At 58.2% G+C, this 14,894-nt stretch carries 17 protein-coding genes and 1 tRNA gene; all 18 read right to left on the bottom strand.

What is annotated here, in order from left to right; translation table 11 throughout:
- Positions 1–69 precede the first annotated feature (69 nt).
- The 18 genes from nadA to AB3226_RS08010 all read right to left on the bottom strand — a co-directional run bounded on the left by nadA (position 70) and on the right by AB3226_RS08010 (position 14,504).
- The gene (gene nadA / locus AB3226_RS07925; RefSeq protein ID WP_052964278.1) at positions 70–1,128 is read right to left on the bottom strand and encodes a quinolinate synthase NadA; all 1,059 of its coding nucleotides are present in this window, start codon (positions 1,126–1,128) and stop codon (positions 70–72) included.
- 251 nt (positions 1,129–1,379) lie between these two features.
- Positions 1,380–1,455: transfer RNA gene (locus AB3226_RS07930), tRNA-Lys, on the bottom strand.
- A gap of 63 nt (positions 1,456–1,518) precedes the next feature.
- Positions 1,519–2,211, bottom strand: coding sequence for a 7-cyano-7-deazaguanine synthase QueC (queC, locus tag AB3226_RS07935; RefSeq protein WP_367372672.1), 693 nt, complete (start codon positions 2,209–2,211; stop codon positions 1,519–1,521).
- Between the two features lies 1 nt (position 2,212).
- Complete coding sequence (queE, locus tag AB3226_RS07940) at positions 2,213–2,860, bottom strand: 7-carboxy-7-deazaguanine synthase QueE (protein ID WP_095632171.1); 648 nt, start codon at positions 2,858–2,860, stop codon at positions 2,213–2,215.
- Between the two features lie 166 nt (positions 2,861–3,026).
- Entirely contained in the window at positions 3,027–3,872 is an 846-nt protein-coding gene (gene ybgF / locus AB3226_RS07945; RefSeq protein WP_367372673.1) for a tol-pal system protein YbgF, read from the bottom strand.
- A 6-nt stretch (positions 3,873–3,878) separates the two neighbouring features.
- Positions 3,879–4,376 carry a peptidoglycan-associated lipoprotein Pal gene (pal, locus tag AB3226_RS07950; RefSeq protein WP_003178634.1) on the bottom strand — a complete coding sequence of 166 codons (498 nt, stop codon included), beginning with the start codon at positions 4,374–4,376 and terminating at the stop codon, positions 3,879–3,881.
- A 52-nt stretch (positions 4,377–4,428) separates the two neighbouring features.
- The gene (gene tolB, locus AB3226_RS07955) at positions 4,429–5,709 is read right to left on the bottom strand and encodes a Tol-Pal system beta propeller repeat protein TolB (protein WP_367372674.1); all 1,281 of its coding nucleotides are present in this window, start codon (positions 5,707–5,709) and stop codon (positions 4,429–4,431) included.
- A gap of 17 nt (positions 5,710–5,726) precedes the next feature.
- Positions 5,727–6,806: a cell envelope integrity protein TolA gene (tolA, locus tag AB3226_RS07960; protein ID WP_367372675.1), complete on the bottom strand. Its 1,080-nt coding sequence runs from the start codon at positions 6,804–6,806 to the stop codon at positions 5,727–5,729.
- A complete protein-coding gene (gene tolR, locus AB3226_RS07965) occupies positions 6,806–7,258 on the bottom strand; it encodes a protein TolR (RefSeq protein ID WP_162556275.1) in 453 nt (150 codons plus the stop codon). Before tolR ends, tolA begins: the two co-directional genes overlap by 1 nt.
- Positions 7,259–7,281: 23 nt before the next feature.
- Entirely contained in the window at positions 7,282–7,977 is a 696-nt protein-coding gene (gene tolQ / locus AB3226_RS07970) for a protein TolQ (RefSeq protein WP_007897030.1), read from the bottom strand.
- A complete protein-coding gene (gene ybgC / locus AB3226_RS07975; RefSeq protein WP_007933231.1) occupies positions 7,967–8,434 on the bottom strand; it encodes a tol-pal system-associated acyl-CoA thioesterase in 468 nt (155 codons plus the stop codon). Before ybgC ends, tolQ begins: the two co-directional genes overlap by 11 nt.
- Before the next feature lie 127 nt (positions 8,435–8,561).
- A complete protein-coding gene (gene ruvB / locus AB3226_RS07980; protein ID WP_008006678.1) occupies positions 8,562–9,623 on the bottom strand; it encodes a Holliday junction branch migration DNA helicase RuvB in 1,062 nt (353 codons plus the stop codon).
- Complete coding sequence (gene ruvA, locus AB3226_RS07985) at positions 9,624–10,238, bottom strand: Holliday junction branch migration protein RuvA (RefSeq protein WP_038981959.1); 615 nt, start codon at positions 10,236–10,238, stop codon at positions 9,624–9,626. It lies immediately after the preceding gene.
- A gap of 115 nt (positions 10,239–10,353) precedes the next feature.
- On the bottom strand, positions 10,354–10,878 hold the full coding sequence (gene ruvC / locus AB3226_RS07990; RefSeq protein WP_008147379.1) for a crossover junction endodeoxyribonuclease RuvC: 525 nt from the start codon (positions 10,876–10,878) through the stop codon (positions 10,354–10,356).
- A 158-nt stretch (positions 10,879–11,036) separates the two neighbouring features.
- Positions 11,037–11,783 carry a YebC/PmpR family DNA-binding transcriptional regulator gene (locus tag AB3226_RS07995; RefSeq protein ID WP_008072427.1) on the bottom strand — a complete coding sequence of 249 codons (747 nt, stop codon included), beginning with the start codon at positions 11,781–11,783 and terminating at the stop codon, positions 11,037–11,039.
- A 125-nt stretch (positions 11,784–11,908) separates the two neighbouring features.
- Complete coding sequence (gene aspS, locus AB3226_RS08000) at positions 11,909–13,684, bottom strand: aspartate--tRNA ligase (RefSeq protein WP_367372676.1); 1,776 nt, start codon at positions 13,682–13,684, stop codon at positions 11,909–11,911.
- Positions 13,685–13,806: 122 nt separating this feature from the next.
- Positions 13,807–14,028: an FmdB family zinc ribbon protein gene (locus AB3226_RS08005; RefSeq protein WP_010457489.1), complete on the bottom strand. Its 222-nt coding sequence runs from the start codon at positions 14,026–14,028 to the stop codon at positions 13,807–13,809.
- Between the two features lie 137 nt (positions 14,029–14,165).
- Complete coding sequence (locus tag AB3226_RS08010) at positions 14,166–14,504, bottom strand: ribbon-helix-helix domain-containing protein (RefSeq protein ID WP_367372677.1); 339 nt, start codon at positions 14,502–14,504, stop codon at positions 14,166–14,168.
- Positions 14,505–14,894 lie beyond the last annotated feature (390 nt).

A 14,894-nucleotide genomic window follows, 5' to 3' on the forward strand; every position in this document is an offset into this window, starting at 1 on the left:
CAAAGCGGCTGCTGCGCAACCGAACGGGAGCAAGCTCCCTCGCCACAACAGCTCTCGCCACAGTAAGTATTAGGCGTTTCCGGCCAACTTCATCCGCGCCGCCTGCGTGAAATCAAGCATCCGCTTCAACGGCCGCACCGCCTGCGGAATCAACGCTGGATCAACGAAGATCTCGTTGGTCCCTTCACGCAAGCTCTTCAGCGTGCGCTCAAGCGTATTCATCGCCATCCACGGGCAATGCGCGCAACTGCGGCACGCTGCGCCGTTACCGGCCGTTGGCGCTTCGATAAAGACCTTGTCCGGGCACAGCTGCTGCATCTTGTAGAAGATGCCGCGGTCGGTGGCGACGATCAGGGTCTTGTTCGGCAGACTTTGCGCCGCAGCGATCAGCTGACTGGTGGAACCTACCGCGTCGGCCAACTCGATGACGGCGGTCGGCGACTCCGGGTGCACCAGAATGGCCGCATCCGGGTACAGCGCTTTCATGTCTTCGAGCTGCTTGGCCTTGAACTCTTCGTGGACGATGCAGGCACCGTCCCACAGCAGCATGTCGGCACCGGTCTTGCGCTGGATGTAGGTGCCCAGGTGCTTGTCCGGGGCCCAGATGATGGTTTCGCCGTTATCCATCAGGCTTTCGACGATTTCCAGCGCACAGCTGGAAGTCACCACCCAGTCCGCCCGGGCTTTGACTGCCGCCGACGTGTTGGCATACACCACCACCGTACGTTCCGGGTGCTGATCGCAGAACGCCGAGAATTCGTCCACCGGGCAACCCAGGTCCAGCGAGCAAGTCGCTTCCAGGGTCGGCATCAGTATGCGTTTTTCAGGGTTGAGGATTTTCGCGGTCTCGCCCATGAACTTCACGCCGGCGACCACCACGGTCTTGGCCGGGTGAGCATTGCCGAAGCGGGCCATCTCCAGAGAGTCGGACACGCAACCACCGGTTTCTTCAGCCAGGGCTTGAATGACCGGATCGCAATAGAAGTGGGCAACCAGCACCGCGTCCTGAGCTTTGAGCTCCGCAGCGATGGCAGTACGGTAATAAGCCTCTTCCTCGGCGGTCAGCGGTTTGGGCTGCTTGGCGTCGAGGTGGGCTTGAACCAGAAGGCGTTCGGAAATCTGCGTCATGTTCGCAAGACCTGCAGGCGCTTTCGCGCGAAAGTCGAGTATACACCCGGCTCCGGACCCTTCAGGGTACCGCCGGGAGAGTGAGTGTTCATCAGGCGTGGACAGTGTTGAAGCTGCGCAAGGCTACAGAATATCCCGTGGATGCAAAAGATGATTCTGACCTGCGTCACCCAGACTGAGCCGAGCTCAAATCGCAGGCAAAAAAAAACCCGGAAATCCTCACTTACGTGGGCCTTCCAGATTTTTTAAAATGGTGGGTCGTGTGGGATTCGAACCTACGACCAATTGGTTAAAAGCCAACTGCTCTACCAACTGAGCTAACGACCCGCTGTGTGGTGGCGCGTATAATACTGATTTTTAAGGACTATTCAACACCTAATTTGAAATAAATCAAAAATAAGGTGTTGGGTCAGTCACACCGGCCGCCGCAAAGCCTTCTGCACGCAGGCGGCAGCTGTCGCATTTACCGCAGGCACGGCCATTATCGTCTGCCTGATAGCAAGAAACGGTCAGCCCGTAATCGACGCCAAGCTTCACGCCGGCCTGAACGATCTGCGCCTTGCTCAGGTTCTGCAGTGGCGCCTGGATGCGGAAGCCTTGCCCTTCTACCCCGGCCTTGGTCGCCAGGTTCGCCATGCGCTCGAAGGCTTCGATGAACTCGGGACGGCAATCAGGGTAACCGGAGTAATCCACCGCGTTAACGCCGATAAAGATGTCACGCGCGCCCAGCACTTCAGCCCAGCCCAGCGCCAGGGACAGAAACACGGTGTTGCGCGCCGGCACGTAAGTCACCGGGATACCTTCACCCGGCGTTTCCGGCACATCGATGCTAGTGTCGGTCAACGCTGAGCCGCCGATACCGTTCAGGTTCAGGCCGATCACCTTGTGCTCGACCACACCCAAGTCTTGGGCAACACGTGCGGCGGCGTGCAATTCGGCGTGAGAGCGCTGACCGTAATCGAAGCTCATGGTGTAGCAGCTATAGCCTTCGGCACGAGCCATGGCCACGACAGTCGCGGAGTCGAGGCCACCGGACAGCAAGATGACCGCACGTTTTTCGGTGGTGTTTGTTTGTTCAGTCATTTCAGCGCCCCGGCTCGTCATTCCAAAGATATTTATGCAGTTGCAATTGCAGACGCACAGGCAGATTGTCCGCCACCACCCAGTCCGCCAGATCACGCGCGTTCAGGTCATGGTGACTCGGCGAGAACAGGACTTCGCCGGCACGTTGATCCAGACCGTACTGAATCAGCTTGGACACGGCCCAGTCGTAGTCTTCCCGCGAGCAGATGACAAACTTTACCTGGTCGTTAGGCGTGAGCAGCTCGATGTTCTCGTAGCGGTTGCGGTGCGCTTCTTTCGAACCCGGGGTTTTCAGGTCGACGACGCGACTGACCCGTGGATCGACCGCTGAGATATCCAGCGCGCCACTGGTTTCCAGCGACACTTCATAGCCGGCGTCACACAACTGCTTGAGTAAGGGAATGGCATTCGGTTGCGCCAGGGGTTCGCCGCCCGTGACACACACATAACGCGGGCGAAAACCGGCGACTTGCTCGAGGATGTCGTCGAGCGTGCGAAGGGTGCCGCCAGTGAACGCGTAGGCGCTGTCGCAGTATTGGCAACGCAATGGGCAACCGGTCAGGCGCACAAAAACAGTGGGCAGCCCGGCAGTCCGCGTTTCACCCTGCAACGAGTAGAAAACTTCGGTGATTCTCAATGTGTCTTGCATAGTCGCCACGGGCGTAACAGCTAAACAGGCTGTCCGCCTCCGTCAGGCACTTCAAGGAACCCCGCCAACGCGCAGATCCCAAAAAGCGTGTTTCAGAAAAAGGGGATGAATTCTAACGAAAAAACCCGCGACAAGCGCGGGTTTCTTCAAAACGGGTCAAGCACGCTTACATGCGCTGCAAGTCACGTTGCGCCAACTGAGCGGCGGAAGTGCCCGGATATTGGGACACAACCTGCTGCAGAATGCCTTTGACCCTGTCGGTGTGACCGAGGCGGCGTTCTACATCAGCGAGCTTGTACAGCGAATCAGGCACTTTAGGGTGCTTGGGGTACAGCTGCGAAACCTTGGCAAAAGCCTGACCTGCACCTTGCAGATCGCCTTTGGCCAGATTCACTTCACCCAACCAGTACTGAGCGTTGCCCGCGTATTGGCTGTTCGGGTATTTGCGCAGGAATGCGGCGAAAGCCTGGCTGGCCTTGTCGAAATCCTTGGCTTTGATCAGGTCGAAGGCTGCATCGTAATACAGTTTTTCCTTCGCCGGATCAGCCGGTTCGCCACCCGCGGCAGGCGCTTGTGTGGAAGTGGCAGCGGCTGCCGCTCCTGCGCCGGCTGCTGCACCGGGGGCATTCAAACTGCCACCGGTGGAAGAATTATCAGGAGTCGCGGCTGGTGCAACGCCGGTTCCTATGCGCCGATCAAGATCCTGATATCGCTCCAGGTTCTCTTGCTTCATGCGCGCTACATCATTTTGCAGAACTTCGATCACACCCTGTTGGCGTGAGATCTGCTCCTGCATCGATTGCAGTTGGTTGAACAGCTCGCCCTGTGCCGAGACAGGGGCCGAAACCCCTCCCCCGGCATAGGCGCCGTTCGTACCGTAACCCGCAGGCGGATAACTACTCCCGCTATTGTTATAGCCGGAGTTGTCCTCGACCACAGGAACCGCAGCCCACACCGCAAGCGGTGCGAGGCTGAGAGCCAAAACAGTTACAGCACGACGGCACGTTCGCATGACGAATTACTTACGCAGTTCGACGCGACGGTTTTGAGCCCAGGACTGCTCGTCGTTGCCGGTAGCAACTGGACGCTCTTCGCCGTAGGAAACCAGTTCCAGCTGAGCTGGGGAAACACCTTGCAGTACCAGGTAGCGCTGAACGGCTTTCGCACGACGCTCGCCCAGTGCCATGTTGTACTCACGAGTACCACGTTCGTCGGTGTTGCCTTCCAGAACAACGCGAGCGCCGTTTGCTTTCAGGTCTTTGGCGTGAACGTCCAGAGCGCGCATGGCTTCTGGCTTCAGGTCCGAGCTGTCGTATTCGAAGTAGAAGGTGGTGATTGCGCGCAGAGCAGCTTCTTCGCTCAGGGAGCCGTCAACAGCACCAGTGTTAGCGCCGTAACCAGCGTTTGGATCAACAGCGCCTTCACCGGCGTTGTCGCCGCCTTTGGACGAGCAACCTACAGCTACAGCCATGGCCAGAGCCAGCGCAGCAAATTTACCAAACTTCAGCATTTCCATCGTGAAACTCCTAATGAACCCCAGTGTGTTAAGTACAACGTGTAGCGCCGCGTCAGTTCAGGTAAGGGGACCAGGACGGTTCTCTGACTTCGCCTTGTGCGGTAGGAAGCGGGAGCCTCACGCGTCCATTAATGGACACGAGCATCAAGACTCCCCGGCCCTGCTGGCGGGTGGCGTAGATTACCATGGTGCCGTTGGGCGCAACAGTAGGCGACTCGTCCAGAGTGCTATCAGTGAGGATCTTTACACTACCTCGCTGCAAATCCTGGGCCGCCACCTTGAAATTGGTGAAGCCTTCCTGACGATGGATCATCACCAGGGTCTTTTCATCGGCCGACAGTTTAGGGTTGGCGTTGTAGTTACCGATGAAGGTCACACGCTCCGCACCACCACCGCTTGCGCTGGTCTTGTAGATCTGTGGCTTGCCGCCACGGTCGGAGGTGAAGTAGATGGTCGAACCATCCTTACCCCAGAACGGTTCGGTGTTGATACCTTGACCGTTGGTGACGCGACTGATCTGACGTGAACCCAGATTCATCACATAAATGTCCGGGTTGCCATCTTTCGACAATACGAATGCCAGGCGCTGACCATCCGGCGACCATGCTGGCGCACCATTCAGGCCTTCGAAGTTGGTGATCTGCTCACGGCGACCGGTGTCGATGTTCTGCATGAAAATACGCGGGCGCTTCTGCTCGAACGACACATAGGCAATGCGCTTGCCATCCGGTGCAAAACGCGGCGACAGGATCGGCTCGCGCGATTGCAGCAGGGTCACGGCACGGGCACCGTCATAGTCCGAACGTTGCAGCGTGTAGCGAGTGTTCTTCTCGGAGAACCGCTCGGCCGTCACGTACAGCAGACGAGTCGAGAACGCACCTTTGATACCGGTGAGTTTCTCGAACGACTGGTCGGAGATGTAGTGCGCCATGTCACGCAGTTGATCGACGCTGCCCGACACGCTGCCGGTCAGCACTTGCTGCTCGGTGGCGACGTTGAACAGTGCGTACTGAACCTGCAGGCGACCGCCCGCTGGAACGATACTGCCGACCATAATGTACTGGGCGCCAACAGCCTTCCAGTCACGGAAAATGATTTCGCTCGCCTGGCTTGGCTGGCTGATCATGTTCTGTTTTGGAATCGGCGAGTAGTAACCCGAGTTGCGCAGGTCGTTACCGATGATTTCGGCCATGTCGTCCGGCAGCACGCTGCCGCCCTGGTTGCCGAACGGAACGACTGCAATCGGGGTGGCCCGATCACTGCCGCTGGTGACCAGAATGTTTTTTTCATCTGCTGCCGCTATCCCTGCCAGGCAGCAGATAACGACAAGCATTCCTCGAAGAAGGTTTCTCACAAGGCTAGATCCTCAGGTGTGAATGTCATCTTGAATGAACGATACGGAGCGAAATCGCTCGGCTTCATTCCCTGCATTTCTGTCAAACGTCCAATGTTCTTGACCGCCGCTACTGCGGAAGCGTCAAACGGACCATCGCCGCTGGACTTGGCCACGCCAACCGAAGTCACCGTACCATCCGGCAACATGCCGATTTGCAACACGACCGTCATGCCTTTGCGTGCCGAAGGTGGACGAGCCCAGCCTTCCGCTGCACGAGCACGAATCAGATCATCGAAACTGCCGGCGACTTCGTCACCCTGCTCATCGGCCAAGGCCTGCTGACGCTGCGGCGTGTCGGAAAGCAAATCTGCCAGGGCCTGAGCCTTTTTCTCATCGACGGATTTACGTGCCGCTTCCTGCGATTTTTTCTTCGCGGCATCGGCAGCAGCTTTCTTCTTCGCGTCTTCGGCGACTTTCTTCTTCGCCTCTTCAGCTTCAGATTTCTTCTTGGCGTCTTCGGCGGCTTTCTTCTTCGCGTCTTCGACGATCTTTTTCTTCGCTTCTTCAGCGGCCGCTTTCTTGGCCTCTTCTTCAGCCGCTTTCTTGGCTTCTTCTTCAGATTTCTTCTTGGCTATATCAGCCAATTGTTTCTCTTCGGCCTTTTTGGCTTCGGCGGTCTTCTTGGCTTCATCGGCTTTCTTGGCTTCATCAGCCTTTTTTGCCTCTTCCGCTTTTTTCGTCTCGTCGGCCTTCTTGGATTCTTCGGCTTTTTGAGCCGCATCTTCCTTCTTTTGTTCCGCGGCCTTGATCGCTTCCTGTTCGATCTTTTTCTGTTCCATCTGTTCGACTTCGGTCTGGCGCGCAGCGGATTTCTGCGCTTCACCCGCAATCTTCTGATTGGTCTGGGTGGTCGCCCGACTTTTCGATTTCAGCTGGTACAAGGTCGCCTGGACGATCGGCTTGGCCGGCGGCAGCTCCGGTGTGAAGGCGAAACTGACAAACAGCATGCCGAAAACCAGCACGTGCAAGACAATCGCCAAGACACTAGGCCAGAAATAGCTTTCCGAGGCGGACGGCTCTCGCATTTGCTGCATCAGGGTGCCTCGGTAATCAAGCCAACATTACCGACCCCGGCTTTCTGCAACCCGCCCATCGCGCCCATGACGGAGCCGTAATCGACAGTCTTGTCGCCGCGAATGAATACCTGGGTACGCTTGCCGCCTTCAGTACCGGCGCGAATGATCTTGGTCACCGCGTCGGTCATTTGCGGCAAGGTCATGGCCTTGTCCTGCTGCTTTTCGGTGTCGACTTCGCTGCCAAGGTTCCAGTAGTAGGTCTTGTCAGACTTGATCGAAATGGTCAGGACCTGAGTGTTGTTGTCCTGCGGCAAGGCTTCGCTGGAAACCTTGGGCAGATCAACTTTCACGCCCTGATTGAGCATCGGCGCGGTCACCATGAAGATGACCAGCAGTACCAGCATCACGTCGATGTAAGGCACCACGTTCATCTCGGCAACCGGCTTGCGCTTTTTGCGAGCTCGAGCGATTAAAGCCATTGGAAATTACCTGCTTATTCTTCGCTGGTGTGCACTTTGCGGTGCAGGATCGCCTGGAATTCGTCGGCGAAGGTGTAGTAACGGCCCAGCAGGGTTTCGCTGCGAGCAGCAAAACGGTTGTACGCGATAACGGCCGGGATGGCGGCGAACAGACCGATCGCGGTAGCGATCAGTGCTTCGGCAATACCGGGGGCCACGGTGGCCAGGGTCGCTTGCTGGGCAGTTGCCAGGCCACGGAAGGAGTTCATGATGCCCCAGACCGTACCGAACAGACCGATGTACGGGCTGACGGAACCGACGGTGGCGAGGAACGGCAGGCTCTGCTCGAGTTTTTCTTCCTCACGGGAGATGGCCACACGCATGGCACGGGCCACGCCTTCCATGACCGCTTCCGGGTCAACGCCTGACTGCTGACGCAGACGGGAGAATTCCTTGAAGCCGGCACGGAAGATCTGCTCGACGCCCGAATCCGGATCAGGGTTGCTGCCGGCCTGACGGTAGAGTTTGGACAGGTCGATACCCGACCAGAAGCGCTCTTCAAAGCTCTCCAGGGCGCGTCGACCGGCACGCAGCAAATTGCTGCGCTGAAAGATCATGATCCATGAGGTCACCGATGCGGCTACCAGGATCAGCATTACCAGTTGCACCACGATACTGGCATTGCTGACCAGGCTCCACATGGAGGAATGGTCGACGACGTTAGCTTCCACGCTTTATCTCCTGCTTTGAGTGTGTACCCGCGCCGCTCACGTCGGCAAAGGCCGCACGTAGAGCTTCGGGAATGGCCCGGGGTTTTAAACTGTTAGTGCGCACACAGGCCACCAGAAACTGCCCTTCGCAGAGCAGCACATTATCCGTAGCCCGCCTGACCTGCTGTTTGAAGCGCAGGCTGACCCGGTTCAATTCAATAACTTCAGCGCTTACCAGCAGTTCGTCATCCAGTCGCGCCGGCGCGTGGTAACGCGCTTCGCTGGAATGCACGACGAACAACAGGTCCTCCCCTGCCAGCGCCGACTGGGCAAAGCCCAGCTCCCGGAGCCGCTCGGTTCGAGCCCGTTCCATAAACTTGAGGTAATTGACGTAATACACGATGCCGCCCGCATCGGTGTCCTCGTAATAAACGCGACAACGATGTGCGAACGGCTCAAGCCCGTTTTGCGCGCGCATACTCTAGTGCTTACTCCTCAGGTTGCCAATCCGGCCAGGCAACTGTTTTTCATTGATTCGCGGCTTTCTGGCGAAAGTACGGTCCTGGGACAGCACAAACCCCGAATAAATCAGCGCGCAAAGGTGACTAATCGTCCACGGCATCGAGGAACTCGTCTACCACGGGCATCTCGCCTAATCGTGACGGGATGTTTAAACCGAAGTGCAGATACGCATGCCGAGTGACCACCCGCCCCCGCGGAGTGCGCATGATATAGCCCTGCTGGATCAAATATGGTTCCAGCACGTCTTCAATGGTGTGACGCTCTTCGCTGATTGCCGCCGCCAGACTGTCCACCCCGACCGGCCCACCGTCGAATTTCTCGATCATGGTCAGCAGCAGGCGTCGGTCCTGATGATCAAAGCCTCGCTCGTCGACATCCAGCAGGTTCAGCGCCAGGTCGGCGATCGGCTTGGTAATGTGACCCTTGGCGCGGACCTCGGCAAAATCCCGGACCCGGCGCAGCAAGCGGTTGGCGATCCGCGGCGTGCCACGGGCACGGCGGGCGATTTCGAAGGCGCCTTCCGGGTCCAGCGGCAAACCGAGAATGTTCGCCGAACGGCTGACAATCGTTGCCAGGTCGGCGGTGTTGTAGAACTCCAGGCGCTGGACGATCCCGAAACGGTCGCGCAACGGGTTGGTCAGCATGCCGGCCCGGGTGGTTGCACCAACCAGGGTGAACGGCGGCAGATCGAGTTTGATCGAGCGCGCGGCCGGCCCTTCGCCAATCATGATGTCGAGCTGGAAATCTTCCATGGCCGGGTACAGCACTTCTTCGACGATCGGCGACAACCGATGGATCTCGTCGATGAACAACACGTCATGGGGTTCAAGGTTAGTCAGCAACGCCGCCAGATCACCCGGACGCTCGAGGACCGGCCCCGAGGTGCTTTTGATCGACACGCCCATTTCCTGGGCAATGATGTTGGCCAGGGTGGTTTTACCCAAGCCCGGAGGGCCGAAAATCAGCGTGTGATCCAGCGATTCATTGCGCCCGCGCGCAGCCTGGATGAACAACTCCATTTGCTCGCGAACGGTTGGCTGGCCAATGTACTCGGCCAGGCTGACAGGACGAATCGCCCGATCCTGGACTTCCTCGCGGTCACGGGGACCTCCCGTGGCGGCGATCAGACGATCAGCTTCAATCACTTAGATCATTCCCTTAAGGGCACGACGAATCATGTCTTCACTGCTCAAACCTTTCTCCTTGATCGCGGAAATCGCCTTGCTGGCTTCCTGCGGCTTGTAACCCAGGGAAATCAGCGCGCTGACCGCGTCATTTTCGGCGGTGGCGACCGGAGGCGCATCTGGCCCTCCCGGCTGGTTTGGCACCAAGGCGAACATCGCCGGCACGGTTTCCCACGCTTTGAAGCGGTCCTTGAGTTCCACCAACAAACGTTCGGCGGTCTTCTTGCCCACGCCCGGCACCTTGGTCAGCGCCGAAGTGTCCTGGGACTGCACGCAACGAACCAGCTCGTCGACCTCCAGGCTCGACATCAAGGCCAGCGCCAGTTTCGGCCCTACACCATTGAGACGGATCAGCTCGCGAAAAAAGTCTCGCTCGCGCTTGCCAAAGAAGCCATAGAGTAACTGCGCGTCTTCGCGTACGACCAAATGGGTGTGCAAGGTCAGCGGTTCACCGACCGACGGCAAACGATAAAGCGTGGTCATGGGTACTTCCAGCTCATACCCCAGACCGTTTACATCCAGAATCAGGTGCGGCGGCTGTTTCTCAGCCAAAGTGCCGCGCAAGCGTCCAATCACGTTTCAGATCCTTGAGCCTTGGCCAGATCAGTGCTGGCGACTGACAGAACAAGGATTTTGCGCCGACAACACAGGCGCAAAACCCTCATTCCATAAAAAATGATTGCTGATGCTATCAGAGACGCAGGCGCCCGCCACGACTGCGTGCCGTGCCCAGACCATGAGGCAACAGACTGGAACGGGTGTGAGCGTGGCAAATCGCGATGGCCAGGGCATCCGAGGCATCGATTTGCGGCTTGCTGGTCAGCTTCAGCATGTGCATGACCATCATTTGCACCTGTTCTTTATTCGCCGCGCCAGTCCCGGTTACAGCTTGTTTGACCTGGGTCGCGGTGTACTCAGCGATTTCCAGGCTTTCCTCGGCACCGGCCACGATGGCTGCGCCGCGGGCCTGACCGAGCTTGAGGGCGGAGTCGGCATTGCGCGCCATGAAGACTTTTTCAATGCCCATGGTCACCGGGCCGTAGGTCTGGATGACTTCGCGCACACCCCGATAGACAATTTGCAGGCGCTCGTGCAGCTCGCCGGAGCCCGTGCGAATGCAGCCCGACGCCACGTACACGCAGCCACGCCCGGTATCACGTACCACGCCATAACCGGTGATACGCGAACCGGGGTCGATACCTAGAATTAAAGTCATAACGCCTGCGGATCAAGTAAAAGCACGATATTCATTACAGCGAATAACAAATGTGGGAGCTGGCTTGCCTGCGATGGCGTAGGCACATCAAACAATGATGTAGCCTGACACGCCGCCATCGCAGGCAAACCCGCTCCCACACTGAATCTTAGTCGCCCTTAACCGAGCTGTGCGGCCACCGACTCTGGAATGTCGGCGTTGGAATACACGTTCTGCACGTCATCCAGGTCTTCGAGCATGTCGATCAGCTTCAGAACCTTCTCGGCGCCTTCCAGGTCCAGTTCGGCACTGGTGGTCGGCAGCATGACGATTTCCGCATCATCACCCTTGAAGCCGGCAGCCTCCAAAGCGTTGCGCACGGAATAGAAGCCGGCGAACGAGGTGAACACGTCGATCGAACCGTCTTCGTGAGTGACCACGTCATCGGCGTCGGCCTCCATGGCCGCTTCCATCAGCGCATCCTCATCCACGCCTGGAGCGAAGGAAATCTGCCCCTTGCGTTCGAACAGGTAGGCCACCGAACCGTCGGTGCCGAGGTTGCCGCCGCACTTGCTGAACGCATGGCGAACAGCCGCTGCAGTGCGGTTGCGGTTGTCGGTCATGCATTCGACCATCACCGCCACACCGCCCGGGCCGTAACCTTCGTAGGTCAGCTCGACCATGTCGTCGGTATCGGCGGCGCCGGCACCGCGAGCAACCGCGCGATCGATGATGTCGCGGCTCATGTTCGCGCCCAGCGCTTTATCCAGCGCCAGACGCAGACGCGGGTTGGAGCCTGGATCACCGCCGCCCTGACGGGCAGCAACCGTCAGTTCACGAATCCACTTGGTGAAAATCTTGCCCTTCTTGGCATCCTGACGTTCTTTGCGGTGCTTGATGTTCGCCCACTTGGAATGACCCGCCATAACTCGCTCCGAATTATCTTTGAAACATTGCCCGCCACGCCATGATGCGCCGGCCAGCAAAAAAAAATCTCGACCCTGTCTATAAAAGAAGGGGCGCATCCGCAGATGCGCCCCTTAGGTCAGCCTTACTCAGCCTTTGGCGTTTCGCGCAGACGAATGTGCAATTCGCGCAATGCCTTGGCATCCACCAGACCCGGTGCCTGAGTCATGACGCAGGCAGCGCTCTGGGTTTTCGGGAAGGCGATCACTTCACGGATCGACTGGGCGCCGGTCATCAGCATCACCAGACGGTCCAGACCGAAGGCCAGACCACCGTGCGGCGGCGCGCCGTATTTCAGGGCGTCGAGCAGGAAGCCGAACTTCTCTTCCTGTTCCGCTTCGCTGATACCCAGCAGACGGAACACCGACTGTTGCATTTCCTTGCGATGGATACGGATCGAACCGCCACCCAGCTCGGTGCCGTTCAGAACCATGTCGTAGGCACGGGACAGCGCGGTTGCCGGGTTGGCTTCCAGTTCTTGCGGGGTGCACTTCGGCGCGGTGAACGGGTGGTGCAACGCGGTGAAGCTGCCGTCGTCGTTCTCTTCGAACATCGGGAAGTCGACGACCCACATCGGTGCCCACTCGCAGGTCAGCAGGTTCAGATCGTGACCGACCTTGATCCGCAGCGCGCCCAGGGCTTCGCTGACGATCTTGGCTTTGTCGGCACCGAAGAACACGATGTCGCCGTCAACCGCGCCAACGCGATCAAGGATCACATTGAGGTTGGCTTCAGGGATGTTCTTGACGATCGGCGATTGCAGACCTTCAACGCCTTTGGCGCGCTCGTTGACCTTGATGTACGCCAGGCCCTTGGCACCGTAGATGCCGACGAACTTGGTGTAGTCGTCGATCTGCTTGCGCGGCATGCTTGCCGCGCCTGGAACGCGCAGAGCGGCAACGCGGCATTTCGGGTCGTTGGCAGGGCCGCTGAACACCTTGAAGTCGACTTCTTTCAGCTGATCGGCAACGTCAACCAGTTCCAGCGGGTTACGCAGGTCCGGCTTGTCGGAACCGTAACGACGCATGGCCTCTTCGAAGGTCATGTGCGGGAAGTCGCCGAACTCCAGGTCCAGCACTTCCTTGAACAGGTTGCGGATCATTTGTTCGGTGATGCCCATGATCTCTTTTTCATCGAGGAAGCTGGTCTCGATGTCGATCTGGGTGAATTCCGGCTGACGGTCGGCGCGCAGATCTTCGTCGCGGAAGCACTTGGCGATCTGGTAGTAACGGTCGAAGCCGGCGACCATCAGCAGTTGCTTGAACAGCTGTGGCGATTGCGGCAAGGCAAAGAAGGAACCGGCATGGGTACGGCTCGGTACCAGATAGTCACGCGCGCCTTCTGGCGTGGCGCGGGTCAGAATCGGCGTCTCGACGTCGAGGAAGCCGTTCTCGTCCAGGAAGCGACGGATGCTGGTGGTCATGCGCGAACGCAGACGCAGCTTCTCGAGCATTTCCGGGCGACGCAGGTCGAGGAAGCGATAACGCAGGCGGGTTTCTTCGCCGACGTCGGAGAACTCGTTGAGCGGGAACGGCGGGGTTTCCGCTTCGTTCAACACTTCCAGCTCGTAGCCCAGCACTTCGATCATGCCCGACGCCATGTTGGCGTTGGTGGCACCGGCCGGACGCAGGCGAACCTTGCCGGTGATCTTGACCACGTATTCGCTGCGCACGCGATCGGCGGCGGCGAAGGATTCAGCGCGGTCCGGGTCGAACACCACCTGGGCCAGACCGTCACGATCACGGATATCGAGGAAAATCACCCCACCGTGGTCACGGCGACGGTGAACCCATCCGCAAAGGGTAATTTCCTGGCCTTCCAGGCTTTCGTTCAGTTGGCCGCAATAATGGCTGCGCATCATGGTCGTGGTTTCACTTCTCGTAATTCGAAATTCGGTTGGAGGTCTTGCCGCACCCTCGCACTTAAACAAGGTGCCAGATGATGCAAGAGCTCGCGCGTGTCATTCAGCCCGGGCGCTAGACCCTAGTCAGCTTTGTCGCCACCGGCCAGATTCTTCTTGGAACCGGTCTTGAAGTCGGTTTCGTACCAGCCGGTGCCGCTGAGGCGGAAGCCCGGCATGGACAGCATCTTTTTCAGCTCTGGCGCCTGGCAGGCAGGGCAGTCGACCAGCGGTGCTGCGCTGATCTTTTGAATGGCTTCCAACTGATGACCACAGGAAGCACATTGATAGTCGTACATCGGCATGGGGGTTGTCTCGGCGATCAGATTGCTACCGCGCATGCTGGGCTTTGCGGCAAAGGGCGGGATTATATCCATTAAATGCAGCCTGTGCAGCCGTAAGACTGCACAGACCGACACTCGACCCGATCAACCGCCAATCGCTAAGCCATGACGAGGCAACTTCCCTCCTTCAGGCTGTGCACGACGCAGACAACCCGCACCAGCCCGGTGAAGTTCTTCACCCCGCCATGACGCAGATGCACTTCGCGATCCACGCGGGACAACAGCGCACTGACCGAGCAGCAATTGACCTTGGCCATATCACCCAAAATATCCCAATAGACCTGCTCCAGCCGCAAACAGGTCGCAAAGCCATTCAAGCGCACAGACCGGGACAATGGCTGGGCCAGGCCCATATCGAATTCGCTGACTAATGAATCAACCCTCACGTCCTTGAGTGGACCGACCCTCCCCTCGTTTCGCCTGTCTTCATAAACCATACCGTTGACACTCCTTTGCCATCCTTGCTGCTTATAAGAGTCATATTCCGTTTCCTTATAAAAGCGCAGGCGCACAGGCATATCCAGATGACTTTATGACCATCAACGTAGGATAAGCCAACAACGGAGGGGAGATCATGGAGCACGTCCTAGGCCGGACGTTTTCCCACAAGAACTGACGCAACATCACTCACTGAAAAGGTAAAAAATCCGAGGAACACTGCGCGCGAACAACACTCAGCAAGCGTCATTCGCACACGGGCCAGTGGAAAGCACCGCTGGACTGCCTGATTTGAGTAGCCGCGGGCTTTGCTGTTAAATAGGCAGTGTGTCGCTACCGCCTATTTTCCGGGGGTTGCGCATAGGCTGATACCGGGCACGTGTCCAACG

It is taken from the genome of Pseudomonas lini (assembly GCF_964063345.1).
GTDB classification, from domain to species: Bacteria; Pseudomonadota; Gammaproteobacteria; order Pseudomonadales; family Pseudomonadaceae; genus Aquipseudomonas; species Aquipseudomonas lini_B.

Coding starts and splice junctions, on each gene's coding strand:
- nadA (WP_052964278.1), bottom strand. CDS start 1,128: ATGACGCAGATTTCCGAACGCCTTCTGGTTCAAGCCCACCTCGACGCC.
- queC (WP_367372672.1), bottom strand. CDS start 2,211: ATGACTGAACAAACAAACACCACCGAAAAACGTGCGGTCATCTTGCTG.
- queE (WP_095632171.1), bottom strand. CDS start 2,860: ATGCAAGACACATTGAGAATCACCGAAGTTTTCTACTCGTTGCAGGGT.
- ybgF (WP_367372673.1), bottom strand. CDS start 3,872: ATGCGAACGTGCCGTCGTGCTGTAACTGTTTTGGCTCTCAGCCTCGCA.
- pal (WP_003178634.1), bottom strand. CDS start 4,376: ATGGAAATGCTGAAGTTTGGTAAATTTGCTGCGCTGGCTCTGGCCATG.
- tolB (WP_367372674.1), bottom strand. CDS start 5,709: ATGCTTGTCGTTATCTGCTGCCTGGCAGGGATAGCGGCAGCAGATGAA.
- tolA (WP_367372675.1), bottom strand. CDS start 6,806: ATGCAGCAAATGCGAGAGCCGTCCGCCTCGGAAAGCTATTTCTGGCCT.
- ybgC (WP_007933231.1), bottom strand. CDS start 8,434: ATGCGCGCGCAAAACGGGCTTGAGCCGTTCGCACATCGTTGTCGCGTT.
- ruvC (WP_008147379.1), bottom strand. CDS start 10,878: ATGACTTTAATTCTAGGTATCGACCCCGGTTCGCGTATCACCGGTTAT.
- AB3226_RS07995 (WP_008072427.1), bottom strand. CDS start 11,783: ATGGCGGGTCATTCCAAGTGGGCGAACATCAAGCACCGCAAAGAACGT.
- aspS (WP_367372676.1), bottom strand. CDS start 13,684: ATGATGCGCAGCCATTATTGCGGCCAACTGAACGAAAGCCTGGAAGGC.
- AB3226_RS08005 (WP_010457489.1), bottom strand. CDS start 14,028: ATGCCGATGTACGACTATCAATGTGCTTCCTGTGGTCATCAGTTGGAA.
- AB3226_RS08010 (WP_367372677.1), bottom strand. CDS start 14,504: ATGGTTTATGAAGACAGGCGAAACGAGGGGAGGGTCGGTCCACTCAAG.